The organism is Acidobacteriota bacterium (assembly GCA_030697165.1).
In the GTDB taxonomy this organism is placed as follows: Bacteria; Acidobacteriota; Vicinamibacteria; order Vicinamibacterales; family UBA2999; genus 12-FULL-67-14b.
Genome location: JAUYQQ010000023.1, coordinates 245,086 through 271,057, shown reverse-complemented (window position 1 = coordinate 271,057; position 25,972 = coordinate 245,086). Strand labels below are relative to the sequence as shown.

25 protein-coding genes, 1 tRNA gene and 1 riboswitch are annotated in these 25,972 nt (G+C 66.8%); of the genes, 16 read left to right on the top strand and 10 right to left on the bottom strand.

The window, feature by feature from the left end; genetic code table 11:
- Positions 1-118 precede the first annotated feature (118 nt).
- The gene (locus Q8T13_23370) at positions 119-391 is read right to left on the bottom strand and encodes a four helix bundle protein (GenBank protein ID MDP3720713.1); all 273 of its coding nucleotides are present in this window, start codon (positions 389-391) and stop codon (positions 119-121) included.
- A gap of 193 nt (positions 392-584) precedes the next feature.
- Here Q8T13_23370 and Q8T13_23365 point away from each other — a divergent pair, with 193 nt between their 5' ends.
- The 3 genes from Q8T13_23365 to Q8T13_23355 all read left to right on the top strand — a co-directional run bounded on the left by Q8T13_23365 (position 585) and on the right by Q8T13_23355 (position 2,724).
- Entirely contained in the window at positions 585-1,493 is a 909-nt protein-coding gene (locus Q8T13_23365) for an alpha/beta hydrolase-fold protein (protein ID MDP3720712.1), read from the top strand.
- Between the two features lie 219 nt (positions 1,494-1,712).
- Positions 1,713-2,111: a hypothetical protein gene (locus Q8T13_23360; protein MDP3720711.1), complete on the top strand. Its 399-nt coding sequence runs from the start codon at positions 1,713-1,715 to the stop codon at positions 2,109-2,111.
- A gap of 133 nt (positions 2,112-2,244) precedes the next feature.
- Positions 2,245-2,724 (top strand): HIT family protein, encoded by a 480-nt coding sequence (locus Q8T13_23355; GenBank protein MDP3720710.1) that lies wholly within the window; start codon positions 2,245-2,247, stop codon positions 2,722-2,724.
- 45 nt (positions 2,725-2,769) lie between these two features.
- Here Q8T13_23355 and Q8T13_23350 read toward each other — a convergent pair whose 3' ends face one another.
- Positions 2,770-3,129 (bottom strand): four helix bundle protein, encoded by a 360-nt coding sequence (locus tag Q8T13_23350; protein MDP3720709.1) that lies wholly within the window; start codon positions 3,127-3,129, stop codon positions 2,770-2,772.
- A gap of 157 nt (positions 3,130-3,286) precedes the next feature.
- Between Q8T13_23350 and Q8T13_23345 the strand changes: the two genes are divergently transcribed.
- From Q8T13_23345 to Q8T13_23335, 3 genes are read left to right on the top strand one after another with little or no spacing between them, the layout of a single operon-like run.
- Complete coding sequence (locus Q8T13_23345) at positions 3,287-4,375, top strand: tetratricopeptide repeat protein (GenBank protein MDP3720708.1); 1,089 nt, start codon at positions 3,287-3,289, stop codon at positions 4,373-4,375.
- Positions 4,372-5,301 (top strand): ABC transporter ATP-binding protein, encoded by a 930-nt coding sequence (locus tag Q8T13_23340; GenBank protein ID MDP3720707.1) that lies wholly within the window; start codon positions 4,372-4,374, stop codon positions 5,299-5,301. Before Q8T13_23345 ends, Q8T13_23340 begins: the two co-directional genes overlap by 4 nt.
- Positions 5,302-5,310: 9 nt before the next feature.
- Positions 5,311-6,063: an ABC transporter permease gene (locus Q8T13_23335; protein MDP3720706.1), complete on the top strand. Its 753-nt coding sequence runs from the start codon at positions 5,311-5,313 to the stop codon at positions 6,061-6,063.
- A 3-nt stretch (positions 6,064-6,066) separates the two neighbouring features.
- Here the strand turns inward: Q8T13_23335 and Q8T13_23330 are convergent, their stop codons facing one another.
- Complete coding sequence (locus tag Q8T13_23330; GenBank protein ID MDP3720705.1) at positions 6,067-8,517, bottom strand: aspartate kinase; 2,451 nt, start codon at positions 8,515-8,517, stop codon at positions 6,067-6,069.
- 238 nt (positions 8,518-8,755) lie between these two features.
- Between Q8T13_23330 and Q8T13_23325 the strand changes: the two genes are divergently transcribed.
- On the top strand, positions 8,756-10,363 hold the full coding sequence (locus tag Q8T13_23325) for a serine/threonine-protein kinase (protein MDP3720704.1): 1,608 nt from the start codon (positions 8,756-8,758) through the stop codon (positions 10,361-10,363).
- Positions 10,364-10,438: 75 nt separating this feature from the next.
- Positions 10,439-10,515, top strand: a tRNA-Pro gene (locus tag Q8T13_23320).
- An 80-nt stretch (positions 10,516-10,595) separates the two neighbouring features.
- On the opposite strand, the gene Q8T13_23315 is transcribed toward Q8T13_23320, so the two are convergent.
- Positions 10,596-11,813 (bottom strand): FAD-dependent oxidoreductase, encoded by a 1,218-nt coding sequence (locus Q8T13_23315; GenBank protein ID MDP3720703.1) that lies wholly within the window; start codon positions 11,811-11,813, stop codon positions 10,596-10,598.
- A gap of 4 nt (positions 11,814-11,817) precedes the next feature.
- Positions 11,818-13,464, bottom strand: coding sequence for a M1 family metallopeptidase (locus Q8T13_23310; GenBank protein MDP3720702.1), 1,647 nt, complete (start codon positions 13,462-13,464; stop codon positions 11,818-11,820).
- Positions 13,465-13,544: 80 nt separating this feature from the next.
- A riboswitch (SAM riboswitch) is annotated at positions 13,545-13,646 on the top strand.
- Positions 13,647-13,651: 5 nt separating this feature from the next.
- Between Q8T13_23310 and Q8T13_23305 the strand changes: the two genes are divergently transcribed.
- The 3 genes from Q8T13_23305 to Q8T13_23295 all read left to right on the top strand — a co-directional run bounded on the left by Q8T13_23305 (position 13,652) and on the right by Q8T13_23295 (position 16,312).
- Entirely contained in the window at positions 13,652-14,041 is a 390-nt protein-coding gene (locus Q8T13_23305; GenBank protein MDP3720701.1) for a hypothetical protein, read from the top strand.
- Positions 14,042-14,046: 5 nt separating this feature from the next.
- Complete coding sequence (locus Q8T13_23300; GenBank protein ID MDP3720700.1) at positions 14,047-15,252, top strand: cystathionine gamma-synthase; 1,206 nt, start codon at positions 14,047-14,049, stop codon at positions 15,250-15,252.
- Positions 15,253-15,328: 76 nt separating this feature from the next.
- Positions 15,329-16,312, top strand: a complete 984-nt coding sequence (locus tag Q8T13_23295) for an NAD-dependent epimerase/dehydratase family protein (GenBank protein ID MDP3720699.1) — start codon at positions 15,329-15,331, stop codon at positions 16,310-16,312.
- Here Q8T13_23295 and rdgB read toward each other — a convergent pair.
- The 5 genes from rdgB to Q8T13_23270 are packed head-to-tail and all read right to left on the bottom strand — an operon-like array spanning position 16,296 to position 20,572.
- Positions 16,296-16,922: an RdgB/HAM1 family non-canonical purine NTP pyrophosphatase gene (rdgB, locus tag Q8T13_23290; protein ID MDP3720698.1), complete on the bottom strand. Its 627-nt coding sequence runs from the start codon at positions 16,920-16,922 to the stop codon at positions 16,296-16,298. The genes Q8T13_23295 and rdgB overlap by 17 nt on opposite strands.
- Complete coding sequence (rph, locus tag Q8T13_23285) at positions 16,919-17,650, bottom strand: ribonuclease PH (protein MDP3720697.1); 732 nt, start codon at positions 17,648-17,650, stop codon at positions 16,919-16,921. The genes rdgB and rph overlap by 4 nt, the downstream gene beginning before the upstream one ends.
- Positions 17,647-18,297, bottom strand: coding sequence for a GerMN domain-containing protein (locus tag Q8T13_23280; protein MDP3720696.1), 651 nt, complete (start codon positions 18,295-18,297; stop codon positions 17,647-17,649). Before Q8T13_23280 ends, rph begins: the two co-directional genes overlap by 4 nt.
- Entirely contained in the window at positions 18,287-19,777 is a 1,491-nt protein-coding gene (locus Q8T13_23275; protein ID MDP3720695.1) for an N-acetylmuramoyl-L-alanine amidase, read from the bottom strand. The genes Q8T13_23280 and Q8T13_23275 overlap by 11 nt, the downstream gene beginning before the upstream one ends.
- A 57-nt stretch (positions 19,778-19,834) precedes the next feature.
- Complete coding sequence (locus Q8T13_23270; GenBank protein MDP3720694.1) at positions 19,835-20,572, bottom strand: Crp/Fnr family transcriptional regulator; 738 nt, start codon at positions 20,570-20,572, stop codon at positions 19,835-19,837.
- 252 nt (positions 20,573-20,824) lie between these two features.
- On the opposite strand from Q8T13_23270, the gene Q8T13_23265 reads away from it, so the two are divergent.
- From Q8T13_23265 to Q8T13_23245, 5 genes are all read left to right on the top strand, one after another.
- Complete coding sequence (locus Q8T13_23265; GenBank protein ID MDP3720693.1) at positions 20,825-21,496, top strand: response regulator; 672 nt, start codon at positions 20,825-20,827, stop codon at positions 21,494-21,496.
- 474 nt (positions 21,497-21,970) lie between these two features.
- On the top strand, positions 21,971-22,411 hold the full coding sequence (locus Q8T13_23260) for a cytochrome c (protein ID MDP3720692.1): 441 nt from the start codon (positions 21,971-21,973) through the stop codon (positions 22,409-22,411).
- Between the two features lie 10 nt (positions 22,412-22,421).
- Complete coding sequence (locus Q8T13_23255) at positions 22,422-23,051, top strand: cytochrome c3 family protein (protein ID MDP3720691.1); 630 nt, start codon at positions 22,422-22,424, stop codon at positions 23,049-23,051.
- Positions 23,052-23,065: 14 nt separating this feature from the next.
- Complete coding sequence (locus Q8T13_23250) at positions 23,066-25,180, top strand: molybdopterin-dependent oxidoreductase (protein ID MDP3720690.1); 2,115 nt, start codon at positions 23,066-23,068, stop codon at positions 25,178-25,180.
- Entirely contained in the window at positions 25,180-25,890 is a 711-nt protein-coding gene (locus Q8T13_23245; protein ID MDP3720689.1) for a 4Fe-4S dicluster domain-containing protein, read from the top strand. Before Q8T13_23250 ends, Q8T13_23245 begins: the two co-directional genes overlap by 1 nt.
- Positions 25,891-25,972 lie beyond the last annotated feature (82 nt).

The window sequence follows — 25,972 nt, the reverse complement described above, 5'->3', positions numbered from 1 at the left end:
CCGAACACTGACGGGGACGGCACTTCTTGACGGGGGCCCGATCTCCGACGGGGGGTCACCTCCCGACGGGTGGACACTTCCCGACGGGGTTACACCACCTGACGGGGCCGCTACTTGCCTAGTCGAGCGCATCGTGCAATCGGTCCAGCATCGGACCTAGTCGGCTGCAGACGTCGACCGTTGCTGAGCACTTCTTTCGGTCAAGGAAGTTGTTTCGAAAGCAGACCTCCATCTGGGTCTCTAGCTCGCCGTGGGAGCCGTAGGCGATCGAGACGTGATTCTGATACGCCGCCCGACGACGTTTCCGACGCCAGCCCTCGGCGATATTCGACGGAATCGAGACGGCTGCCCGCCGCATCTGCCGCGTGAGGTCGAACTCGATGCGCGGCATGGCCTTCGTATCGGCGATGACCGGGACATCGCCAGTATTAGGCTGCCATCACTGGTCAGCCTTTGCCGAGATCGGGTGTAGGATTCGGCAGGCCAATTGATAGGCGGACAAGACACACGGGATTCAAGGCGAGACGACGGCGTCAGTCGATGCAGGAGGTGAGCACCATGAGCATCCGATCAAAGAGATCAGCGTGAAGGCCCCTCTTTTCGCGAGCGCCGTCTTCATTGCCAGCGGATTGGCGCTGCCGAGTCTTGCGCAGACGCCGACTCCCGCGACGTCTCCTGATGATCGGTATGTTCTCGGTCCGGACTCATTGCCGCAGCCCGACGTGCCAGCGGGAAGCGTCTCCGAATTCACCCTGCCAGACTCCAGCACGTACCGAGGGTATTCGCATAAGTGGTGGTTGTACGTCCCCGCGCGGTACGACGGCAAGACGCCGCTCGCGCTGATGGTGTTCCAAGATGGCGGACGATTTGTCCAGCGCGACGGCATGTGGCGTGTGCCTGTCGTCCTGGACAACTTGATATCTAGGAATGAACTGCCACTCATGGCTGCGGTATTTGTAGACCCCGGGCAGCCGATCCGGCCTTCACAGCTCTCGAGCGAGCAGCGATCCTACGAATACGATACGTTGAGCGACCAATACGCGCGCTTCCTGATCGATGAGATCCTCCCAGAGGTCACCAGACACGTTCGAATTACGGACAATCCTGATGGCCGCGGAATCGCGGGGGGCAGCAGCGGTGGAATTTGCGCCTTCACCGTCGCCTGGCAACGACCGGATCAGTTCCGCAAGGTCTTTTCTGCGATTGGGAGTTTCGTCAATATTCGCGGTGGCGGCGCCTATCCTGACATCGTTCGGCAGAGCGCCATGAAGCCACTTCGCGTGTTCTTGCAGGACGGCATCAACGATGAGCTCGGCGGCCGGTTCAAGGGCCTGAACTGGCCCGAGGGAAACCGGGCGATGTCGGCTGCCTTGGCTGCCCGCGGGTACGACTACCAGTTGGTCATGGGTGAGGGCACGCACAGCGGTCGCCACGGCGCCGCGGTCTTTCCTGATGCCATGCGTTGGTTGTGGCGAGACTATCGCGCGCAGTGAAGTGGTTCGCCGGTTCACCTGTTCCGCACTGGGTGTGGCACGGCGTCTGCGCGAGTGGCCGCCAAACAACAAAATGGAGCCGACGCGCCTAGCCGTCCGCGCAATCCTGTCACCGTGGCGCGCGGTTCATTTTGAGCGTTGCCGGCGGATCCAGACCGAGTCCGGGACTTGTGCGTCGGAAGATCCAAGACCCAAGACCAACCTGGAAGGGGAGTGCTTATGCGAGTGTTGGCGTTACTCGGCGCGTGCATTCTGGCGGCTGTCAGCGGGGTGTCGGCCCAATCACCCACGCTGGCATCCCAGCGACCGCTCACGGTGAAGTTCGTCGAGACCACGGTATCGGAGGCCGTCGATTTCCTCGCCAGGCAGAGCAAAATTACCATTCGCTTTGACGACGAGGTTCCGGCAAGCGTCCGCGACGGGCGCTTGGAGCCCTCGCCAATGTCCCTGGTCAACGTACAGTTGGCTGCGGCACTGCAATCGATCGCCAACTCGAACGGCCTCGCATTCGAGGTGATAGACCCGACAACTGTCTTGATCCGGATCCGCGCACGAGAGCAGGGCGCTCCGATCAAACTGCTGCAGCCGATGAGCGGCGACTGCGGCGAGGTGAGGTGAAGGTGAGCGAAGACAGCGCGGATTCAGCAGGCGAGAACCCGTCGGGGAAGTGCCCCCGTCAAGTGGCGTTCCCCTGTCAAGGATTGCCACCCCGTCAAGTGGTGCGACCCCGTCTGTTGTGTCGGGAGTGGCAATGACGCGCACGTGGCCAGACGACTGGGAGACACGCAAGCGTGGCGATTCGTGCCACTTCTGCGCGGGCGTCTCGACTCACTCATTCCGCAGCGGTCGAACCAGCGAGGCGCTGCTCGAACGGAAGGGCATCGCGAAGGGGCATGCCGTCGTGGCCTTTCGTGGCCGGCACATCGCAGCCCTCACCGAGCTGACGGCCGGTGAGCTCGCTGACTATTGGGCAGACATTCACGACGTCGGGCGCATGATCGAGCGCGTGTTCAGCCCGTGCCACATGAACTACCTGCTGCTGGGCAACATCGTGCCCCATCTCCACGTTCACGTCGTGCCACGGTATTTGGATGACCCGGCACCGGGGCTCCCGCTGCCATGGGATCCCCGTGAAGTGCCCGCGGACGAGTATTCGAGGCAGTTCCGGGCGCTGACGGAGACGGCATCGCTTGACGGGGGCCCGACTTCTGACGGGGACGGCACTTCTTAACGGGGCTCCGATCTCTGACGGGAGGCACCTCCCGACGGCGTGCCGCTAGTCCAATGCATCGTGCAGGCGGACAAGCATCGTGCCGACGCGACCGCAAACGTCGACCATTGCTGCGCACTTCTTGCGGTCCAGGAAGTTGTTTCTGAAGCAGACCTCCATTTGCGTCTCCAACTCGCCGTGTGAGCCGTAGGCGATCGAGACGTGGTTCTGATACGCGGCCCGGCGGCGCTTTCGGCGCCAGCCTTCGGCAATGTTTGATGGAATCGAGATGGCCGCGCGACGCATCTGGCGCGTCAGGTCGAACTCGACGCGGGGCATGTTCTTCGTGTTGGCGATCACCAGGTCCACCAGTTGCATCGAGAGGTGCCAGACCTCCAGGTCGCGGAAGGATTCGATCTTGTCCATGCGACCGCATCAGCACCCCGCGAGCCAAGTGGGTTGTCTTGGGCCCGTCAAGAGGTGTGACCCCGTCAAGCAGTGTGCCCCGTCAAGAAGCGCCGCCCCATCAAGCAGTGCCGACCCCGTCCAGTAGTGCCGCCCCGTCACCATCTATAATTCAGCTGTGTCCTCCCGACTCCTTGCGGCGGCCCTAATCTTGTCTTGCGCCGCCACGGCGTTCGCCCAGTCCAGCCCCAAGGCCGGCATGCTCGAGCAGGAGGCGTGGGCGGCGCTTGATGCCGGCAAGGCGCAAGTGGCCGAACAGGCCTTTCGCGATGCGATTGCGCTCGATCCCAAGAACGCGCGTCTGCACATGGGACTTGGCACGGCCGCGTTTGTGCTTCGGCACGATACCGACGCCAGGGCGGCGCTCGAGCAGGCGCTGGTGCTCGCGCCCGGCCTGGTCCGCGCTCGCGCGCAGCTGGCCCAGGTCTTCAAGCGCCAGGGTGACCTGACCGAGGCGATCCGGCTCTACGAGATTGTCGCCACGGCAGCCCCCGACGACAACGGCGTACGTGACACGCTGGACCGCTGGAAGCGCGAGGCCGAACTGCACGACCGGATGCGCCTGACCGTCGGCGATTTCTTCACCGTGTCGTTCGAGGGCGCCGAAGACGCCGACATGGCCGCGCAGGCGCTCGAGTCGCTCAACCGCGCCTACTGGCGCATTTGCGAGCTGTTCGGCGCCTTCCCACCCAAGTCGGTGCCGGTCGTGCTCTACAGCGGCGAGCAGTTCCGCGACATCACCCGGTCGCCGCAGTGGGCGGCCGCCGCGTTCGACGGCACCATCCGGGTGCCCATGCGCGGCGCCGGCGAGAAGGGCGAGGATCTCGATCGGGTGCTGGCACACGAGTTCGCGCATGCCCTGATTCGATCGCTCGCCACGCGCGGGCTGCCGACGTGGCTGAACGAGGGCCTGGCCTCGGTGCTCGAAAGCGACAGCCTCGCGTGGGCCGAGACCCGCCTCGCCGAGGCCGGCCGCGTGCCCTCGCTGGCCGCGCTCTCGGGCCCGTTCAGCAAGCTAAGCGGCGCCGACGCCCAGGTCGCCTACGCGGCCAGCGCCGTCGCCGCGCGCCGGCTGCTGGACGAGGCCGGCGGCGTTGCCATCGCCACCCTGCTGCGCGACCTTGGCGCCGGCATCGACTTCGAAACCGCCTTCCTGCACCGCATTCAGCGTTCGCTCCCAGACTTCCAGGCGTCGCTCACCCAGTGACCAGCGACGCCCACCTGGCCGTTCGCGTCGCCGGCGTCCGCAAGTCCTATGGACAGGTCGTGGCCGTGGATGAGGTCTCGTTCGAGGTGCAGCAAGGGGAGATCTTCGGGCTGATCGGGCCCAATGGCGCCGGCAAGACCACCACGCTCGAATGCGTCGAGGGATTGCGCAAGCCCGACCGCGGCACCATCTCGGTGCTCGGCCTCGATCCGGTGCGCGATGTCTATCGTCTGCAGGAGCGGATTGGCGTCCAGCTGCAGCAGGCCCACCTCCAGAAACGCATCAAGGTCTGGGAGGCGGCGCACCTGTGGGCGTCGCTCTACCGCAAGCCGGTCGCCGATGCCGATCGGCTGCTCGAGCAACTCGGTCTCGCCGAGAAACGTAACGCCTGGTTCATGACCTTGTCAGGCGGGCAGCAGCAACGCCTGTTCATCGCGCTCGCCCTCATCAACGACCCCGAGCTGGTGTTTCTCGACGAGCTGACCACCGGCCTTGATCCGCAGGCGCGCCGTGCCATCTGGGAACTGGTGCGGGGCATTCGGGCCCGCGGCAAGACCGTGTTCATGACCACCCACCTGATGGAGGAGGCCGAACGATTGTGCGACCGCGTGGCCATTCTCGAGCACGGCCGCATCATCGACGTCGACACCCCGGCGCGCCTCGTCGCCCGCCATTGCCCGGATCGCACCGTCGTCCTGGTCACCGACCATCCGCTGGCCGAGGAGCGCTTTCGCGCGTTGCCGCGGGTTGATGACGTGCAGCGGGTTGAGTCGCGGTTCACCCTTCGCGGCCATGGCGACGACTTCGTCACCGAGGTCATTCAATGCCTTGCCGAACACCAGGTGCGCGTCAGCGACTTCCGCACCGAATTGCCCAGCCTCGAGGACGTCTTCCTCAAGCTCACCGGCCACTCCATTCGGGATTGAGGGAAACCGATGCTGCGGGGACTGTTTCAACTGACTTGGCTCGAGATCAAGATCTTCATGCGCGAACCGCTGGGCGCGATTGGCACGATCCTGATGCCGGTGGCCATCTTCCTGATCATCGGCAGGTCAATGGGCCGCCGCACCGGCGGGTCGCTGTCGACGGGCGCCGCCGCGTTTCTGCAAACCGGCCTGCCGGTGATGGTGTCGGTGTTGATTGCCATCAGTGCGGTCGCCTCCCTCGTCACCATCATCTCGATCTATCGCGAGGGCGGTATTCTCAAGCGCCTGCGCGCCACGCCGCTGCGGCCGCAGACCATCCTGTCGGCGCACGTGCTCGCGAAATTGGCGTTCACCGCCACCACCATCGCCCTGCTCCTGCTGGCCGGCCGCCGCTTCTATCCAGTGGGCTTGAACGTGCCGGTGTTCAGCTTCGCACTGGCCGTGATCGTGAGCACGCTGTCGATTCTGTCGGTGGGCTTTGTGATCGCCAGCCTGGTCCGCACCGCCCGGTTTGCCCAGCCCGTGGCGGCTCTAATCTTCTACCCCATGCTCGCGATCTCCGGGCTGTTCGCTCCGATTGAGGCGATGCCGAGCGGGCTGCAAGTACTCGCGCGGCTGTTGCCCATGACCTACGTGGTCTCGCTGCTGAGCGGCATTTGGAACGGAGCCTCATGGTCGGCTCACCTCGGTGACCTGGCCGCCCTGGCCATCATCGCCGCCGTGTGCACGGCGGTGTCGGCCAGGGTGTTCAAGTGGGAATGAGGCTCACGCCGTGCCGAGCGAGCGGATGTCGTTCAGGATGCCCGCGGCCGTGACGTCGGCTCCTGCGCCCGGACCGCTGATTACCAGCGGCTCGCGCTGGTAGCGCCGCGAGTGGAACGTCACCAGGTTGCGCGTACCGCTGGCGGAACCCATCGGACTCGAGACGGGCACTTCCATGAGCCCCGCCGACACTGTTCGAGGCGTCGCCGACACCACGTATCGCAGCACGCGGCCCTTCGTTGCCAGCGCCACGGCGCGCGCCTGCCAGGCAGCATCCAGTTCAGGCATCCGCTCCAGGAACGTCTCGAGCGACAACGCGGCATAGGCCTTGGGCACCAGGTCGTCCGGCCTGGGCGCCTCGCCGCGGTAACCCAGCATGCGCGCCAGGATCAGGCCCTTGCGCGCCGCATCACGGCCCGACAGGTCATCACGCGGATCAGGCTCAGCGTACCCGCGGGCGACCGCTTCCCGTACCGCGGCTGAGAACGGCCGTCCCGCCGACACCTCCGACAGCACGAACATCAGCGTGCCGCTGACGCAGCCGTCAATACGCAGCACGCGATCGCCGGTTTCATCCAGCTTACGGAACGTGTCGATGATCGGCAGCCCGGCGCCGACCGTCGCTTCATAGCGCACGCGGCGTCCAGTTTGCGCCGGCACGGTGATCAGGCGGTCGTAGGCATCGAGCGAGCCGGCGAGCGGCTTCTTGTTGGCCAGGACGACGTCAAAACCGTGGCTGATTGCCGACTGCAGCAGCGCGCCGGTGTCGTCGCTGGTCACGTCAACCATCACCGGCCGCGACACCGCGTGGTTCGACAGCACCGACAGCGCCTCCGCCGCCGAGGCGCGGTGGCCGCCGAGCGTGGCCAGCAGTGCGCCGGCGTCCTTGTCGCGCGCCAGCCGCAGCAGGCGGGCCCGCGACAGGCCGCGCGAGTCGAACACGTAGCCCGATCGATCGAGCAGGCCGACAATGCGAACGTCGCGGTCGGCCGCGGTGGCGACCTGATCCGACAGCGCCCGTCCCACCCGCCCGAAGCCCAGCAGGACGACATCGATGTGCCGCTTCGTGATCGGCTGGCCGCCGCCAATCTTCGACAGCTGGAACGCGGCGTGCACCCGCCGCGCCGCCTCCGGCGCCTGGGCACTCGACACGACGAACGAGATGTTGCGCTCCGACGAACCTTGTGCGATCGCGACCACGTTGATGCCGCCGCTTTCGAGCGCGGCAAAGACCCGCGCCGAAATCCCGGGCGTGCCGACCATGCCCTCGCCGACGACCGCGACGACCGACATGTGAGGGCGGGCGCTGACCCCATCAATCAGGCCCTGCTCGAGTTCGTGCCTGAACGCCTGGCGCAGCCGTCGAACCGCGCGCTCGGCCTGTGACTCGGGGATCGTGAAGCCGATCGAGCTTTCAGACGACGCCTGGAAGATCGTCGACACCGACAGCCCCTCGGCGTCGACCGCCGCGAAGGTGCGAGCGGCAATGCCGTGCACGCCCACCATGCCCTTGCCGGCAACGGTGACGACGGCCTGCGCCGGCAGCATGGCCAGCGCCTTCACGGGGTAGGCCTTCAGGGCCTGCCGGGCCGACACTTCGGTGCCCGGCTGCTCCGGGTTGATGAACGACCGCACGTGCAGGGCAATCGTGGTGCTGGCAATCGGGATCAGCGCGCGTGGATGCAGCACCTTCGCGCCGTAGTGCGCCACCTCGGCCGCCTCGCGGTGGTGCAGCTGTGGAATGAGGCGGGCGTCGGGGACGAGGCGCGGGTCGGCGGTCAGGATGCCGGGGACGTCTTTCCACAACACCACCGTGCGGGCGCCGAGCGACCTGGCCAGCAGCGTGGCCGTCAGGTCGGAGCCGCCACGGCCGAGCGTCGTCAGGCTGCCATCCGCGGCGCGGCCGATGTATCCGGGGATGATTGCGACGGCGCCGGCGGCGGTCGCCGCGCCAATCGTCTTCCGCGCCCGAACCCGGGTCTCGTCCAGCTTCGGCGTTGCGCCGCCATGCTCATCGTCCGTGGCCACGACGTCGAGGGCGTCGATGAAGCGGGCACGGCGCTTGAGGCGGGTGACGCCCGCGACCAGTAGCCGCGCCGACAGCCGTTCGCCGCGCGAGACGAGGGCGTCTTGCAGTCGCGCATCGGGCCGGCCGAGCACCGCGACGGCCGCGCACAAGTCCTCGTACTCACGCGCCAAGGTATCGATCGTGCTGTTGAGGGCAGTGAGGGCAGCGCCGGGCCCCAGCACCGCGCGGGCCACCTGGCGATGCTGCTTGCGAAAGACGCGCGCCGCGCCGGGCGTGGCCTGCAGCAGCAGATCGGTGACGCCGGCCAGGGCCGACGCCACGACCACGAGGGGGCCGCGGTGCGTGGCGATTTGCCGCGCGGCCTTCTGGATGGCGCGTCCATCCGCCAGCGACGCGCCGCCGAACTTCCAGACTTCGAGTGTCATTTCCATTCCTCATTAACGTCCCACCTTCGCCAAGGCTCCGGTGGACAAGCAAAAGGGCCATCACCCCTGCGGATGATGGCCCTTGTCTTCAGGTCCTTGGTGAACGGCAGCTCACCTCATCCGCTGGAGTGGTCTCCAGTCGTGATCGTGGTGCGCGTAATCGTGGGACGGGCAGCAGCGCTGTGCATGAGCTGCCATAGACTATCACCATGGTTGCGCAACTAGTGATTGCCGTTCCGTGCAGCCGGCCACCGCGATGAACAAGAACGTCCTGGCCCCGAAGCTGCCCACCCCAGGGACGCCGCCCGGCATCCAGTCCTCGGTCCGCCTTCCCGACGACGTCGTCGCTGACCAGATCAGCCGGCTGAGGCTGCTGGCCCTGGTGAGCGGTGGCATGTGGCTGATGGGCCTGGCCATGGACGGCGTCCTCTACCCCCTGACCATGGGCACCTCGGTCAACCAGCCGTCCCTCTGGGTCGAAGCCGGGGCGGTGGTGTTTGCCGCTTCCGTCTACCTGCACACTCGTCACTCGCGCCGGTCGGATCGGGCGAAGACCGATTCGGGGCTCATCCTCATGATGCTCAACTCGGCCGGCATCGCGATGCTGGAAACCTGGGCCCGCGATCCCACACATAGCGAGCTTGCCCACTTGTCGTGGATTCCCATCGCGATCCTGCTGTCGGCCATGGTGCTGCCCGGCCGGCCGCGCCCCATGCTGTTGGCGGCCCTGGCGTCGGCGTCGATGGGGCCGATCGGCGTGTGGTTTGCGCACCTGCGCGGCGTCGACGTGCCCGGTGTGATCGACACGCTGGTGATGGCGATGCCGAACTACAGCTGCGCCATCGCCTCGGTGTTACCGTCGCAGATGTTCCAGAAGATGGGGCGGCGCATCAGCGAAGCCCGCGAGCTGGGCGCCTACGAATTAATCGATCAGCTGGGCGAGGGCGGTATGGGCGCGGTCTGGCGCGCGCGCCATCGGCTGCTGGCGCGCGACGCCGCGATCAAATTGATCAAGGTCGACAAGCTGGGCGACACCGCGTCGGCCTGTCAGACGCAATTGCGGCGGTTCGAGCGCGAGGCCCAGGCCACGGCTGCGCTCAGCTCGCCGTACTCGATCCGGCTGTTCGATTTCGGCGCCACCGACAATGGCAGCTTCTACTACGTGATGGAGCTGCTGTCAGGACGCGACCTCGAGTCGCTGGTGCGCGAGTTCGGTCCCTTGCCGCCGGCGAGGGCCATGTTCCTGCTGCAGCAGGTGTGTCACTCGCTGGCCGAGGCGCACGATCGCGGTCTCGTGCACCGTGACGTGAAGCCGGCCAACATCTTCCTCTGCCGCATGGGGCGTGACTTCGACTTCGTGAAGGTGCTGGACTTCGGGTTGGTGCAGACGCGCAAGAGCGACCCGGCGACCGCCGTCACCGAAACCCTGGCCACCGCGCAGACGCTGATCGGCACGCCCGCCTATATGGCGCCGGAAGTGATCCTGGGCCGCGATGACGTTGATCGGCGCGCCGACGTGTATGCGATTGGTTGCGTGGCGTTCTACCTGCTGACCGGAACCCGGGTCTTCCAGGACGGCACCCAGATGCAGGCGCTGATCGATCACGTGCATGCGGCGCCGGTGGCGCCGTCCACGCGCGTGCCCGGCGGGCTGCCGCGCGAGGTCGATGAACTGGTGCTGAAGTGCCTTCGCAAGGACCCCGCCGACCGGCCGACGGATGCAGGTGAGCTACTGGCAGCTATTGGGGCGCACCACCTGGCCAAGGGTTGGTCCAACGATCATGCGCGCGCCTGGTGGCAGGCCCGCTTGCCCGAGCTGTCGGGCCCGCTGGCTGTGGGCGCCTGACCGGCCGGCCCCGTTCCGCTCGCGTGCCGGCGGCCACTGGATGTCGGTCATCGTGGGCTACAATAGCCACAGGTCCGGGGCGTGGCTCAGCTTGGTAGAGCGTCCGCTTTGGGAGCGGAATGTCGCTGGTTCGAATCCAGTCGCCCCGACCACTTTCAACTGCAACTGCAGCTGCAACTGCAACTGCAACTTTCAACTTCAACTACCAACTTTCAACTCTTCAACTTTCAACTTATCTGGCCAGTCGCACCATGTGGTCGAAAGCCGGGTCAGTGGCTTCGCCGAGCGCCCGCTTGGCGATGTACTCGCCCAGCACCGGCCCGTGCTTGAAGCCGTGCCCCGATCCACCGCCGGCAATCAACACGTTGTCGTAGTCGGGATGCCGGTCGATGATGAAATGCTCGTCCGCGGTGTTCTCCAGCTGGCAGACACGCGTTTCGATCACCGGCTGATCCTTCAGCGCAGGAAAGCGCAACGCGAGGTAGGCGCGGGCGCGGCGCACCTCGTGGGGCGTGACGATGCGCTCGTCGGTGTCGGGATCGAACGACGTCGAGCCGGAGGTGGCGCAGACCTTGAAGCCGCGCTCGTCGATGTTCGAGAAGCCGTAGCAGCGCTCTTCAGAGTAGTTGGGGAAGTTCGGGAAGTTGAACCGGGTGTCGCCGGCCGGCGTGCCGAAGTACAGGACGTCGCGGCCGGGCACCTGGATCCTCTTGCCGAGCAGTGCCGGGAACAGCCGCGGCAGCCACGGCCCGCACGCGAACACGAACTGTTGCGCGGCCACGCGGTCGCCGTTTCCGGTCTGCAGATCGATCAAGCGCCGCCCCTCACCGCGGCCGGGGGTGGCGCGGGCAATAGTTACCGTGCCGCCCTTGCGCTTGAACGCGGCCGCCACCGCGAGAATCGCCTGCTTGGCGCGCAGCACGGCCGCGCCGGGTTCGAGCAAGCCAACGCCCATGCCGTCAGGATTCATCTGCGGATACCGCTTCCGCATGTCGTCCTCGGTCATCGCCTCGGTCTTGACGCCGATCTTCGCCAGCGTGGCCTGCGTGGCCCTGGCACTGGGCGTCCAGTCGGGCAGCAACTGCAGACGGCCGGTCTCCATCATCAGCGGCACGCCGAACTCTTCCTGGCGTGCCTTCCACGCCGTGAAGGCGGCGAGCGCCGAGCGCGAGTACAGCTCGCGGTCGCCGTAGCCGCAGCGAATCTGCCGGGTTTCATCCCCCGAGGTCGCGCGCGAGTTGCCCGGGCCGTAGGCGTCGAGCAACGTCACCGTGTGGCCCATCTCGCGCAGGTGGAGGGCAGTCCAGGCGCCAAACGCCCCGCCGCCGACGACCACGATCGACGAACGCGGCGTGGTTTGCGTCGTGGCAGAGAGGGCAGAGGCCTTGAGGCCGAGCGCCGAGGCGCCCAGTGGCACTCCGGCGGCCTTGATGAAGGTGCGTCTGTTCATGGTGTTATTTCGCCTTGGTGAAGGGGCCCGGCTCGAAGAGCACCCACGTGCCCGGGTCGATCACGACCGCCGCGGGTTCGGTCGCGGCGTCGAAGCGCATGGTGGCACGTTTGGCCGTCATCGCCACGCGCTCAATCCGGGGCAGCCCGCCGGGTACGGCGGTGAGGCCGACGTCCACATTGAGGCGGAATGCGTCGGCGGCCTGCGACTGGGTCAAGGTCACCTCGACCTGCCTGGCCGCTGCGTCGTAGCGCCACGTGCCCTCGAGCCTGGGGAGGCCCGGCCGCGTCAGCCACTGCATGAAGAACCAGTCGAGGTCCTTCCCCGAGACCTGTTCGAACACGGCCTGCAGATCGGCCGTGGACGCATTCAGGTCCTGGTAGCGCCGGTAGTACTCGCGGATGGCCGTCCAGAAGTGTTCGGTGCCCACTTCGGCCCGCAGCATGTGCAGCACCCATGCGCCCTTCTGGTAGATCAGGCCGCTCAGCACGCGCGTCATATCGTCGAGGTTGCGGTGGACGATCGGCGCCTCGGGCAGTTTCTGGGTCAGGGTGAACACCTGGTCGCGGCTTCGCTTCAGGCCCTCCACGAACGCGTCGCGTCCTTCGTCGTGCTCGGTGAACAACAGCGCGAAGTAGGTGGCGAAGCCTTCACTGAGCCACACATCATCCCAGTCGCGCTCGGTCACCGCGTTGCCGAACCACTGGTGCGCAATCTCGTGGACGACCGGTCCGCGGCCAGCCGCCACGTCCTTCTCGCCGTAGAAGATCGCGCTAGCCAGTTCCATGCCGCCACTGATGCCCACCGCCTGCACGTTCGCCAGTTTCTCGTACGAGTAGGGGCCGACGCGATCGATAAAGAACGTGAGCGCGCGCTTCGATAGATCTTCGAACAGCGCGATGCCGCCATCGCGGTTTTGCGGGAACACCCACGTCTGCAGGGGAATGCCCCTGACGGTACCGGCGTGATGGGAGGAAAAGCGCGCCACCCCGAGCGCGTGTAACCACGAGGCGATCGGCACCGTCTGCCTCCAGTGCGTCCGCCGCTGGTTGCCAGGGAGGTCGATCTCCTCCACCAGCAGGCCGTTCGACACCACCTGGTAGTGGTTGGGCGCCGTGACGATGAACTCGCCGGTCGCCTTGTCGTAGGGGTGATCGATCGCCGGCAGCCACTGGCGCGCGTTGTTGGGCCAGCTGTCGCTGAACATGGCGCGCTCGCCGTGGATGTTCGGCCCGATGTGAATCCCCGCGCCGGGGACCCCCGAATAGGCGACGGTGAAGCTGAACTCCTGGCCGGCGCGCGCCGCCGCCGGCAGCGCCACCCGCAGGCGGTGGGTGTCGTGGGTGAAGGGCAGGGGCGGGTTGGGCGGGTTAGGCGGGTCGGGCAGGTCGGGCGGGTTGGGCTGGTGTGTCACCGACTGCACCGTCATGCCCTTGCCATCGGCCGCCGACGTGAGGTCGAGCACGACCTCGCGCACATCGTCGGCCACGAACTTCACGGTCACGGTTGCGCGGCCGACGATTTCGTCGCTGGCGTCGCCGAGCGAGAGGCGGAAGACGTAGTGAAGCACATCGACACCGGCTTGCCGCGGATATGTGTCGGCGGCGGCCAGGGCGGGCAGCAGGAGGACGGCGGCGATCAGGGTGCGCATGAAGCGGCGATTATCGGGGGACTTGACAGTAATCATTACATCGAAATACATTGATTATGTCTTGGCCGTGACGGCCAGGACGGTTATCGAGAGTGGCTGAGGGACCGGGCCCGCAGACGCCACAGCAACCTGGCTGCAAGCGCCGTGGTGCTAACTCCCGCCCCTGACGGGGAGAGATACGGGTCACATGACGCCGCCCTCGGCCATCCATCACATGCTCGCCATCCTGGCGGGCGACTCGGTCTCGACCGGCGGCGACGCGGCCGTGGCGGGGCTTATTGCCGGCCTGGGTTGGGGCGGCCTGACGCCCGACCCGCTCGATGGTCGCCGCGACCGGGAATCGCCACCCCGGTTTGTTCGCCTGACGTTTCCGGGCATCCCGCCGACCGACGTTTTCATCGTTGACGTGGCGACCGCCGCGGGACTGCGCGTCGAATCCCTCGCCCAGGGCTCGGCGGGCTCGCCTCGGTGGCTGCTGATCGCCCCGCAATCACCTGCTGAACTTACGTCCGCGGTGGCGCGCCTGCGCGCCGTCCACCGTATTCACGCCGTGCCCTTTCGAACCGTAGAGGATTAGTCGTTATGAACTTTGCCACTCGTGCCATTCATGCCGCTCAACCCAGCGATCCCGCGACCGGGGCGCTGATTGCGCCGATCTACCAGACCTCGACCTTCGAGCAGGAGAGTCCGGGCGTCAACCGCGGATACGACTACGCGCGCACCAACAACCCCACGCGCCAGCGGCTGGAGGCGGTGCTGGCCGAACTGGAAGGCGTCGAGCACGGCGCGGTGTTTGCCTCGGGGCTGGCGGCTGAGCATGCCGTGCTTCAGGCGTACTTGCGGCCGCACGATGAAGTGATTGTCCCGGTCGATGTCTACGGCGGCACCTATCGGTTGTTGAACCGAGTCTTCGCGGGATTCCACCTCCGCGTCACCCCGGTCGATACCACCAACCTCGCGGCCGTGGCCGCGGCCATCACCACGGCGACCCGGCTGGTGTGGCTGGAAACACCGACCAACCCGCGTCTGCTGGTCTCCGACATTCGGGCGATCGCGGACCTCGCCCATGCGAAGGGCGCCCTGGTGGTCGTTGATAACACTTTCGCGACTCCCGTATTCCAGCAACCCTTCACCCTCGGCGCCGATCTCGTCGTCCACAGCGTCACCAAGTACCTGGCGGGCCATTCCGACCTGATCCAGGGCGCCGTGCTGGCGCGCGATGCCGCCGTGTTCGAGCCGGTCAAGTTCCTGCAGAACGCGATCGGCGCGGTCCCCGCGCCTCTCGACTGCTGGTTGACCCTGCGCGGGCTGAAGACCCTCGAGTTGCGGGTGCAACGCCATGCCGAGAATGCCGGGCGAATTGCCGCGGCGCTGGGCGCTCACCCGGCCGTATCGCGCGTCTACTATCCAGGTCTGCCGTCGCATCCCGGTCACGCCGTGGCGAGACGACAGATGACCGGCTTCGGCGGCATGCTGTCGTTCGAGCTGGCGGGGACCGTGGCGGACGTGACGGCGTTCGTGTCGAACCGCCGGCTGTTCACGCTGGGGGAGAGCCTCGGGGGCGTGCGATCGCTCATCTGCCATCCCGCGCGGATGACGCACGCGTCGATTCCGCCCGAGCAACGCGCCGCGCTCGGCTTGTCGGACACGTTGATCCGGTTGTCACCAGGGATTGAACACGCGGATGATCTGATCGACGATCTCGTCAGCGGTCTTGATGGCCCGGCTGCGAATGCGTCACACGGAACCACGGAAGCACTGAAACGTCAGGAATGTATCGTCAGCTAAGAGGAAAGGCGTGTTCCGTGTTTCGGTGCTTCCGTGCAGCGCATTCGAACACGCGTAGTAAGCTGTGCCCCGAGGAATGGCGAAATACTTCGTCACGGGCGCAACCGGCTTCATCGGCGGGGAAATCGTCAAGCAGCTGATCGGGCGCGGCCACAAGGTCGTGGCGCTGGTCCGTTCCCCGCACAAGGCCGGCATGCTGAAGGCCCTCGGCGTCGAAATGCATGCCGGCGACATCACCGATCGCGAAACCCTGCGCGCGCCCATGCAGGGCGTCGATGGCGTGTTTCATGTCGCGGCCTGGTACAAGGTCGGCGTGCACGAGCCGCTGGCCGATCGCATCAACGTCGATGGCACGCGCAACGTCCTCAAGACCATGCGCACGCTCGAGATTCCGCGCGGGGTGTATACCAGCACCGTGGCGGTGTTCTCGAACACCCGGGGCGTCGTCCCCGACGAGACCTATCGCTATGACGGCGCGCACCTGAGCCAGTACGACCGCACGAAGTGGATTGCCCATTACCGCGTCGCGTTGCCCAAGATCCAGGAGGGGTTACCGCTGACGATCGTCATGCCAGGTCTGGTCTATGGCCCGGGTGATACCAGCGGCATGCACACCGCGTTGGTCGACCTGTTGCGCGGCCGCCTGCCGATGACGCCGGCCCGCACCGCCTTCTGCTGGGCGCACGTGGAAGACACGGCGCGCGGCCACATTCTCGCCATGGAGAAGGGCGTCCCGGGCGAAACCTACCTCATCACCGGCCCCCGCCACACGTTCGAGCATGCGTTTGATGTTGCGGCGAAGATCGGGAAGGTACGAGCCCCGTTGATGCATCCCGGGCCGCGAACCATGCGCAGCGCCGCCGCCCTGATGAGCCTGGCCGGACGGTTCGCGACCCTGCCGACGGCGTTGCAACCCGAGTCGCTGCGCGTGCTGGCCGGCACGACCTACCTGGGCGCCAACGACAAGGCGGTACGTGACCTCGGCTTCACGGCCCGTCCAATCGAGGAAGGCCTGGCGCAGACCATCGAACACGAACTGCGTGTTATCGGGCGGGGGTGAGCCAGCGGCGCAAATCGCGGAAGGCGCGGGCCCGGTGCGAAACGGCGGCCTTCTCGCTGATGGTCATCTCTGCGGTAGTTCGGCCGAGAGGCAGGTAAAGAAAGATGGGGTCGTAGCCAAAGCCGTGCTCGCCCCGCGGGGCCTCGGCCACGGTGCCCTCGATGACCGTTTCGGTTTCGAACAGGATCTCCTGTCCCCTGGCCACGGCCAGCGCCGTCACGAACCGGGCAGGCGACGACCGGCCGGCCAGCCTGCGAAAAATCTCCGCGAAGCGCGCATCGTAAGTCGCGGCAGGTCCCAGGAAGCGCGCGGACTGCACGCCGGGTTCGCCACCGAGGGCGTCCACTTCGAAGCCGGAATCTTCCGCGACCGTAACGAGGTTCGTGGCGGCGGCGTACGCCAGCGCTTTGATGCGAGCGTTCTCCCAGAACGTGGTGCCGGTCTCTTCCGGCTCGGGTACTGAGGCGAGGTCGGCCAGCGTCACCAACTCAACCGAACCGTCGTCCATCAACGGACGAATCTCTTTCAGCTTGTTCGGGTTGGTGGTGGCAACCAGGAGCTTGCCCCGCCATAGCGCCGGATTGGCTCGTGGCGCGACGGCGGGCTTCATCGGCCGAGAATCGGCCCGACGATCTCGCGCTGCTTGGCGACGAGGTCGTTGATGCCCTTGTCGGCGAGCGCCAGCAGGCCCGTGAGCGCGTCGGTGCCAAAGGGCTCGGCCTCGGCCGTCCCCTGGATCTCGATGAACCGGCCGTCGCTGGTCTTGACGATGTTCATGTCGACGTCGGCCTTCGAGTCTTCTTCGTAGGCCAGGTCGAGCAGCGGCATGCCGCCGACAATGCCGACGCTCGTGGCGGCGACGTAATCCGACACCGGAATGGCGCGTAGCGCGTCCTTGTTCTTGAGCTTGCCGAGCGCCAGCACCAGCGCGACGAAGGCGCCGGTGATCGACGCGCAGCGGGTGCCGCCGTCGGCCTGGATGACGTCGCAGTCGAGCCAGATGGTCCGTTCGCCAAGCTGCTCGAGCTTGATCACCGAGCGCAGCGACCGGCCGATCAGCCGCTGGATCTCCATGGTGCGGCCGCCGACCTTGCCGGCCGTGGCCTCGCGACCCGAGCGGGTGTTGGTGGCGCGCGGCAGCATGCCGTACTCGGCCGTGACCCAGCCCTTGCCGGCGCCGCGCAGGAACGGCGGCACCTTGTCTTCGATGCTGGCCGTGCAGATCACGCGCGTGAAGCCGACCTCGATCAGCACCGAGCCTTCCGCGTGAATCGAGAAATTTGGCGTGATGGTGGTGGGGCGCAGTTCGCCGGGAGCGCGATCGTTCAAGCGGGTCATTGGGGACTCGGGGGTGTTGGTGTGGACGTGGGCGGCAAAAGCAACCCCTCATTCTTCCGCAGCGGGCGGCGCAAGTCCACATGTCCCGCGAGCGTGTCGACTTCCTGTCCGCCGATCAGGATCTGCACTTCCTGCAGGTTCGGCAGGTTGGTCAGCAGCGCGTTGACGATGGTGTAAACGGTCATCAGCTCCTGGTGGGAGCCGCCGGGGTGCGCGGTCCTGATGACGGGGTCGAGGTCCACGAACGCCTCGTTGCGCGCGGAGATGAACACCCCGCGCAGCGTCGCGCCTTTCGGGATCGTGGACAGCAGCGGCGCAGCCGGCTCGGCCGACAGCTGCGCCTCGAGGATCGAGCGCGCCTGGGCGACCGCGCCCACGGCCAGCGGCACGTCGCGCTCGGCCGCGACCAGCCGCAGGCCGTCTTCCGCCGCGAAATACAGCGTGGCCTTGATGCGCGGCACGGCCGGATCGTCCAACGCCGACGCCGCCGTGACCGGCGCGTCGACGGCCGCGCCGGGCGCCGGCGTGTTCAGGACGCGGGTCAATCCGCCAATGACGGCCCAGGCGAAGAGCAGCGCAGCGGCGATGCCGCCGATGATGGCCGCCCACTGCCCGGTCGTCAGCTTCCGCGGCAGCTTAATGTTCAAGGAACCCGCGGAACTTGATGAGGGCGTCAAGCAGGGCCTGCGCCACCTGGTCCTGGTAGCTGCCGCTGGCGAGCTGGGTTTCCTGCTCGGCGTTGGAGAGGTATCCGATCTCGACGAGCGCGGCCGGCATGTTGGCGCCGACCAGCACCCGGAACGGCGCCTGTTGCACGGCCCGTGGGCTCATCTCGACGCGGCCCGCGAGGGCCTGTTCGACGAAGCCGGCAAGGGCCGCTGACTGTTCGAGGTAGCGGGCCTGCGCGGTCTCCCAGAGGATCAGGTCGATCTCGCGCGAGCCGCCGCCGAGCGCCGGCAGGGTGGTGGCCTGGTCGCCGGCCCGCTTGCGGGCCTCGGCATCGGCGCGCTCCACCGTCAGGAAATAGACCTCCGCGCCCTTGACCGCCGGCCGCACCGCCGAGTTGGCGTGGATGCTGAGAAAGACGTCGGCCTGGTGGTTATTGGCAAACGCCGAGCGGTCATCGAGCGACACCGTGCGATCATCCTCGCGCGTCAGGAAGACCTTGGCGCCCAGCCGGCTTTCAATCAGGGTGCGCAGCCGGCGCGCCACCGATAGCGTCACGTCCTTTTCGAGCGTGCCCTTCGCGCCTTGCGTGCCGAGTTCGTCGCCGCCGTGGCCTGGATCGATCACCACTGTGCGCAGGCCGGTGGACGGCGCCTGCGACGGAATGACCAGCCGCGCATCCGGCGGCGGCACGGCCGGCGCCGCGGGCGCATCAGTGGTGGCGGCCGGCAGCAAGTCGACGGTGAGGCGGCCCGACCCGGCGTCGGCCTGCGACGTGGTGACGCGGTACGACGCGTAGCGCGGCCCGGTCGTCAGCACCACCGTGTTGGGCGTGTCGCCGGCGGTCAGCCCGGTCAGGAAGGTTTGCGGCGGCAGCGAGGGCAGCGCCAGGTCGAGCACGTCAGCCTCGAACTGCACCACCAGCCGGTCCGCCTGCGCCGTGACGCGGGCCTCGGTGTTCGGCGTGACCTCGAAGGTCACGGCCGCGTTGGTGGTGCCGGCATCGACGCGTGCGACCACGCGCGGCACCCGCACGTCGCCGACGATCAGCAGGCGCGCGGCCCGCCGCAGGTCGAGCCGCGTATCGAGGAGCAGCGACAGCGCCCGCGGCAGAAACTCCGCCGGCACGAACCAGCGATTGTCGCGCCTGACCGGCGGCGACGGCAGGTTGACCAGCCGGCCGCCGACCGAGACCACGTTCTGATCGACGGTCAGCACAATCGACCGGCCGCGCAGCGAGATGGTGAGGCCGCCGGCCAGCCGATCCTCGCGCGCGGTCGTGCCAAACGCGGTGTTGATGTCGTCAACCGCGACGTAGTCAAGATTGTTGATGGCGGTGAGTGGCAGGGGCTTGCGCCCCTCGCGCGACAGCACGGTCAGCGACGGCGTCTGGGCCGCCGCGGCGAGCGACAGCGCCAGCACCGCCACGACGGCGGTCCACCGCAGGTGGGTGACAGTCAAGGAAGCAATGATAACGCGAGGTCAGGGCGGTTTCAGCGAAAGCCGCCGAGGGCCGGGCTAGATTCCGAGGCGTCGGAAGTTATCGCGGATCGCCCGGTAGCACTCGCACGACATCCGTTCGAGCTTCTTGCGGTCGAGGACGGTAATGCGCCCGTACCGGCTCGAGATTGCGCCAGCCTTCTGGAGCACGCCCATGACCACCGTGACGCTGGGCCGGTTGGTGCCAAGCATGATGGCGAGGAACTCCTGCTTGAGCAGGAACTCGTCACCCTCGACGCGGTCGTGGGTCTGCAGCAGCCAGCGGCTGCAGCGCTGCTCGAGTCGGTGCAGCGCGTTGCACGCCGTGCACTGCATGATCTGCAGGATGTGGGCCTGGGCGTAGCGCGCCACCAGATCGCGGAAGGGGCCTGGCTCGGTGGTGTAGTCCAGGAAGCGGGCGGCGGGCATGGCCGGCAGCCGGCCGTCGGGGACCTGTTGCAGTGTCCGGCCGGTACCGACCGCGTCGCCAAGAAACACCCCCACGCCCAGCATGCCCTCGATCCCGACGGTGGCAACCTCCACCAGTTCGCCGTCGCGCATCTGGTTGGTCACCGAGTACACGCCGCCGTTCGGGAAGTACACCTGGCGTGAGACGACCCCGCTTTCGAAGAGCGCCGCGCCGAGCACCACGTCGACGATGGTGAGGTCCTTCGCGACGCGGGCGTAGAGCTCGGCCGGCAGCTTTAAAAGGATCTTGTTTTTAAGCGGTGTTCCATCCGGTAGAAGCCGGGTGGCCGGACTCCGAGTGTTGCGCATGGTGTCTCCTCTAGCGAACCCGACGAAGAACTGTCGAGAGCTTCGATGAGACTGTGAACCCAGCGGGATGCGGAGGGCAGCTCAGGAAAGCGGACGCAGCCGGAGGTTAGCACCCCGCGTGCATCCATTGAGTACCTTACCCTACATTGTACGTTACGCTATATTCATTCCCAGGCTGCCACCGCGTTTGTTGCGATGCGGGGGCGGCCTCCGAATCTCGCCGGCGTAAAGTAGCCCGAAGAGGAGGCAGACGTGTCGCTGCATTTCTCACTCGAACAGATGACGCGGTTACGCGAAGCGACCCGCCTGCTGGCCACCCGGGCCGCTGACCTCGAACACGGCCTGCAATCGCTGCTGGCCAGTGTCGAGCTGGATATGCGCGACGGTTCAGACGAGCCGAGTGCCAGGCGGACCGGGGCCGTGCGCCTGGCCCGGCAGCTGTGCCTTGATGCGAGGGAGCAGCAAATCGCGCTCGAGCAGGTGATCGTTGACCTGGGTGCGGACCTGCCCGCGGATCGCCCGCGTTCGCCGGTGGTGCTGGTGGCCGACGGCTATCCCGAACATCGCGAGTGGTTGTTGAACCTGTTGAACGAAGCCGGCTTCCTGGTGCGAACGGTGACGAACGGGCTCGAGGCGGTGATCGCGGCCCACCAGCTGCGGCCGGCGGTCATCCTGATGGACATCGGCCTGCCGGTGCTTGACGGGATCGAGGCCACGCGCTTGATCAAGGCGATTGATGAACTCCGCGCCGCCCGGGTGATCGCCTTGAGCCCGGAGCCCGTCGATCGCCCCTCGTTCAATTCCGAGTTGTTCGCGGCCATTCTGCCCAAGCCCTCGACGCCAGACCAGGTGCTCGCGACCGTGCAGCGCTGGGTGCACGAACCGTCCGCCCCGCCGGACGGACCCGCGCACGAAAGGCCCTGACGGGTTGCCCGGCCTGACGGGAGGGCAACTCTTGACGGGAGGACAACTTTGTCGGGGGGCACTCCTTGTCGGGAGGGCGCTCCATGATGACCGCGTCGCATCGCGCGTAGGTAGTCGCAGCTGACGAAGCGTGCCTCGGGAGTTTCCACCTGGCCGGCGGTGTCAGGCCGCTGCGGTACCGCGAACCGTAATCGCAGCGCGACACGCTCTCGATCATCGATGCGCCCTGGTGGCTCACGGCCGGTGTCAATCGGCATCTGTCGGATCCGGGTTAGCAAATCCGATAAGGGTTGTCCTCCCGACAAGGGTAATCTTCCCGACAAGAGTTATCCTCCCGACGAGAAGTCCCTTCCGGCAAGTCTCGCCTTCCCGACAGGTGCGTAGGTTCTTTGGCAGGATGCCTCTGTTTTTCCTATTGAGGCGATAAGAACACATTTGGTTGCGTGAAATCCGACCCTGTGTGAAACTTCGCACATGAACTGGACCTCCAGAGGAATATTCCCCACTGTCGCCCTCGTGTGGATCGTCGCGACTGGCGTCAGTGTGTGGGCCCAGGCCCCGGCCCCGGCGGGCCCGGCCGCCGTACCGGCCGAGGCCAGGAAAATGAAGGCGGCGTTCGCTTCGTCACCGGCGGCCATTGCGGCAGGCAAGGTGCTCTACACGAAGTACTGTCGCTTCTGCCACGGCAACACCGGCGCGGGCGACAGCACCATGGCGCCCAAGAACATGAAGCCGTCGAACCTGACCGACACCACCTGGACCCGCGGCTCGAGCGAAGGCGAGATGTTCTGGGTCATCCAGAACGGCGCCCCGCCCGAGTACGACATGAAGGGCCTCAAGGGCAAGATTACCGACGCCGACACCTGGAACCTCGTCCACTACGTCCGCAGCCTCGGTGGTGTTCCCAAGTCGTAAGACCGCCCCTTTGCCGGGGCATCGGGCAGGCGGCGCGTGGCCCTATGTGGCGCTCGCGTGCCTGTTCCTGGTCACCCTGGTGACGGCGGCGTGCGAATTTGCCAGTCCTGGCCGGCCGTCCGGCATGTCCGATCGTTCGCGATGGGGCACGTCGGCCGTGTTCACGCCTGCGCACGCCACGCCGGGCGAGGCGATCGCCGCGTTTTTCGATCGGCGGCCTGCCAACGTCGAACAGCCGTTCGACTTCTCACACCAGATCCACCTCTCCAAGGGCGCGGTCTGCACCGACTGCCACACTGGCGTCGAGCAGGGTCCGCGCGCCGGCTTGCCGAGCGTCAACACCTGCATGATCTGCCACTCGCAGATCGCCACCGAGCGGCCGTTGATCCAGCAGCTCACCAGGCTGCAGGAGCAGGGACTCGACTTGAACTGGCGGCGCGTCTACGACTACCAGCCGCAGGCGCACGTGCGGTTCGACCACGCGCCCCACATCAGGGCCAAGGTGGAGTGTTCGACGTGTCACGGCAACCAGGCGGAGCAGACCGTGGCCCGCCGCGCCGTCAACATGACGATGTCGTTCTGCGTGAACTGCCACAAGGAAAAGCAGGCGTCGAACGACTGCCTGACCTGTCATTACTGATCCCCGTGAGCCACATGGACCGCCGAAATTTCATCAAGCTCACCGCCATCACCGGCACCGCCGCTGCGCTGACCGCGTGCGGGAACCCGGAAAATCAGATCATCCGCTTCATTCCGGAAGATGACCTGGTCCCTGGCGTGGCGACCTGGAAGCCCAGCATCTGTCCGCTGTGCGCCGCCGGCTGTGGCGTGATCGCGCGGGTCATGGACGGCGATGCCGAGGTGTTCCGCAACGGCCAACCCGGCGTCATCAGCATGGGGCTCGCCAAGAAGCTCGAAGGCAATCCCGAGGATGCGATCAGCCAGGGCAAGCTGTGCTCGCGCGGGCAAGCGGCCATTCAGGTGACCTATCACCCCGACCGCCTGGCCAACCCGCGCAAGCGCACCGGCGAGCGGGGCAGCGGGCAGTTTGCCGACATCTCGTGGGACGAGGCGATCACGGAGTTGGTGGGCCAGCTCGATACGCTCGTCGCCGCCAACGACCAGCAATCGCTGGCGCTGCTGACCAAGCCCCGGCGCGGCCGCCGAATGGATTTGCAGGCCGAGTGGCTGCAGCGCTTTGGCGCCAAGGCGCCCGTGACCTACGAGTTATTCGGAGACGAGGTGCTGCGTCGCGCGAATGCCCAGGCCTTTGGCTCGCACCAGTTGGCGACGGTCGACCTCGAGAACGCCCGCTACGTGATCTCGTTCGGTGCCGACTTCCTCGGCACGTGGAACTCGGCCGTCGCCCAGAGCGTGGCCTACGGCCGCATGCGACAGTCGGGCCGTGGCCTGCGACCGAAGTTCGTGCACGTGGACGCGCGCCTGACGCAGACCGCCGCCAACGCTGACGAGTTCGTCGCCTGCAAGCCGGGCACCGAAGGCTTGTTGGCCATGGCGATCGCCGCGGTCGTGAATAAGACGGCCGACGCGGGCGACTATGCGCCCGCGAACGTTGCCGGGAAGACCGGCGTGCCGGTGGAGAAGATCGAGCGCCTCGCACGCGAGTTCGCCGCCAACGGGCCGTCGGTGGCGCTGGTCGGCGGCCCGCCACTCGCCCACACCAACGCGGCGTTCCACGCCTTCGCGGTCAACACGCTGAACCGCGCGGCCAACGCCCTGAATCAACCGGGCGGCCTGTCGTTCGTGCCGCAGGGGAGCCCGGCGGCGACCCGCCCGCTGAAGGAGATTCTCGACGCCGCCCCGAAGGTCCTGTTGATCGATGATGTGAATCCGGTGTTTGCATCGCCGGCGTCGTGGCAGGTGGCCGAGGCGCTCAAGCGCGTGCCGTTCATCGTCAGCTTCGGTTCGTTCGTGGACGAGACGAGCGCGCTGGCCGATTTGATCCTGCCGGATCACTCGTTCCTGGAATCGTGGGTGGACGCCGCGCCGGAGAGCGGATCGGCGAAGGCCGCGCCGAGCAAGTTTGGTCCGGTGATGCGGCCGCTGTACGACACGCGTTCCACCCCAGACGTGTTGCTGGACGTATCGCGCAAGCTGGCCACGCCGTTCGCGCCGGCACTGCCGAACACGTTTGAAGAGTATTTGAGTCAAGAACCTGCCGCCGACGTTCGGAGAGCGGGCGCTTCAGCGCCCGCTGCCTCGGCGGGGGCTAAAGCCCCCGCCCTCCAGTACACCGAGCCCGTCTTCGACGGTGATGCGGCGCAATACCCGTATCACTTCCTGCCGTACGCCTCGCAGGCGTTCGGCGACGGCTCAACCGCGCACCTGCCGTGGCTGCAGGAACTGCCGGATCCCATGAGTTCGGCCATGTGGTGCAGCTGGGTGGAGATCAACGAGCTCAAGGCCCGCGAGCTCGGCATCGCCGAGGGCGACCTGGTGGAAGTGACCTCCACGCAGGGCAGCGTGCGCGCGCATGCGTTTCTCAATCCCGGCCTGGCGCCCGACGCCGTGGCCATGCCGGTCGGGCAAGGCCATACCAACTTCACGCGGTACGCGACCAATCGTGGCGTGAACCCCATTGCCATCCTGGCGCCGACGACCATTCCCGAAACCGGGACGCTGGCATGGTCGGCGACGCGGGTGAAGATTGCCCGCGTCGGCGGCCCCGACACCGATGGCCTGATCCTGTTTGGCGGCGCCACGCGCGAACGGCCCGACTGGACCCACGGCCGGGGAGACGAGCACTAATGGCGGCTTATCGCTGGGGGATGGCGGTCGATCTCGACAAGTGCACGGGCTGCGAGGCCTGTGTCACGGCCTGCCATGCCGAGAACAACATTCCGACCGTGGGCGCGCAACAGGCCGCGCGCGGCCGCGCCATGCACTGGATCCGCGTCGAGCGTTACTACGAGGGCAACTACCCCGACGTGAAGGTCAAGTTCCGGCCGGTGCTGTGCCAGCAGTGCGACAACGCGCCGTGCGAATCGGTGTGCCCGACCTATGCCGCTCACCGGAACGAAGACGGCCTGAACGCGCAGGTCTACAACCGCTGCATTGGCACCCGCTACTGCGCCAACGCCTGCACCTACAACGTCCGGTTCTTCAACTTCTTCAACCCGGAGTGGCCCAAGCCGCTCAACCTGCAGCTCAATCCCGACGTCTCGATCCGCGAAGTGGGCGTGATGGAGAAGTGCACCTTCTGCGTGCAGCGGATCAAGGCCGCGAAGACGACCGCCAAGGCCGAGAACCGCGGCCTGGTGGACGGCGCGCTGCAGCCGGCGTGCGCGCAGGCGTGCCCGACCACCGCGCTCGTGTTCGGCGACCTGAACGATCCGAACAGCCGCGTCGCGCGGCTGTCGCAGTCGCCGCGTGGCAGCAAGTTGCTCGAAGACCTCGGCGCCGAGCCGAAGATCACCTACCTGGACAAGCAAAGCTGGCATGAACCGGACACTTTCTAGGGTGATCACGTTGGTTGCCTTACTCGACCGTTCCTGCGGAACGGTCGCCGGGCTTGGTCTGAGCGATTATTCGCGAGGAGGC

Bases quoted from the DNA above. Each gene is read 5' to 3' on its own strand.
- Q8T13_23355 (MDP3720710.1), top strand. From the start codon at position 2,245: ATGACGCGCACGTGGCCAGACGACTGGGAGACACGCAAGCGTGGCGAT.
- rdgB (MDP3720698.1), bottom strand. From the start codon at position 16,922: ATGAAGCCCGCCGTCGCGCCACGAGCCAATCCGGCGCTATGGCGGGGC.
- Q8T13_23370 (MDP3720713.1), bottom strand. From the start codon at position 391: ATGCCGCGCATCGAGTTCGACCTCACGCGGCAGATGCGGCGGGCAGCC.
- Q8T13_23305 (MDP3720701.1), top strand. From the start codon at position 13,652: ATGACGCCGCCCTCGGCCATCCATCACATGCTCGCCATCCTGGCGGGC.
- Q8T13_23330 (MDP3720705.1), bottom strand. From the start codon at position 8,517: ATGACACTCGAAGTCTGGAAGTTCGGCGGCGCGTCGCTGGCGGATGGA.
- Q8T13_23300 (MDP3720700.1), top strand. From the start codon at position 14,047: ATGAACTTTGCCACTCGTGCCATTCATGCCGCTCAACCCAGCGATCCC.
- Q8T13_23270 (MDP3720694.1), bottom strand. From the start codon at position 20,572: ATGCGCAACACTCGGAGTCCGGCCACCCGGCTTCTACCGGATGGAACA.
- rph (MDP3720697.1), bottom strand. From the start codon at position 17,650: ATGACCCGCTTGAACGATCGCGCTCCCGGCGAACTGCGCCCCACCACC.
- Q8T13_23310 (MDP3720702.1), bottom strand. From the start codon at position 13,464: ATGCGCACCCTGATCGCCGCCGTCCTCCTGCTGCCCGCCCTGGCCGCC.
- Q8T13_23350 (MDP3720709.1), bottom strand. From the start codon at position 3,129: ATGGACAAGATCGAATCCTTCCGCGACCTGGAGGTCTGGCACCTCTCG.
- Q8T13_23315 (MDP3720703.1), bottom strand. From the start codon at position 11,813: ATGAACAGACGCACCTTCATCAAGGCCGCCGGAGTGCCACTGGGCGCC.
- Q8T13_23295 (MDP3720699.1), top strand. From the start codon at position 15,329: ATGGCGAAATACTTCGTCACGGGCGCAACCGGCTTCATCGGCGGGGAA.
- Q8T13_23335 (MDP3720706.1), top strand. From the start codon at position 5,311: ATGCTGCGGGGACTGTTTCAACTGACTTGGCTCGAGATCAAGATCTTC.
- Q8T13_23250 (MDP3720690.1), top strand. From the start codon at position 23,066: ATGGACCGCCGAAATTTCATCAAGCTCACCGCCATCACCGGCACCGCC.
- Q8T13_23360 (MDP3720711.1), top strand. From the start codon at position 1,713: ATGCGAGTGTTGGCGTTACTCGGCGCGTGCATTCTGGCGGCTGTCAGC.
- Q8T13_23245 (MDP3720689.1), top strand. From the start codon at position 25,180: ATGGCGGCTTATCGCTGGGGGATGGCGGTCGATCTCGACAAGTGCACG.
- Q8T13_23260 (MDP3720692.1), top strand. From the start codon at position 21,971: ATGAACTGGACCTCCAGAGGAATATTCCCCACTGTCGCCCTCGTGTGG.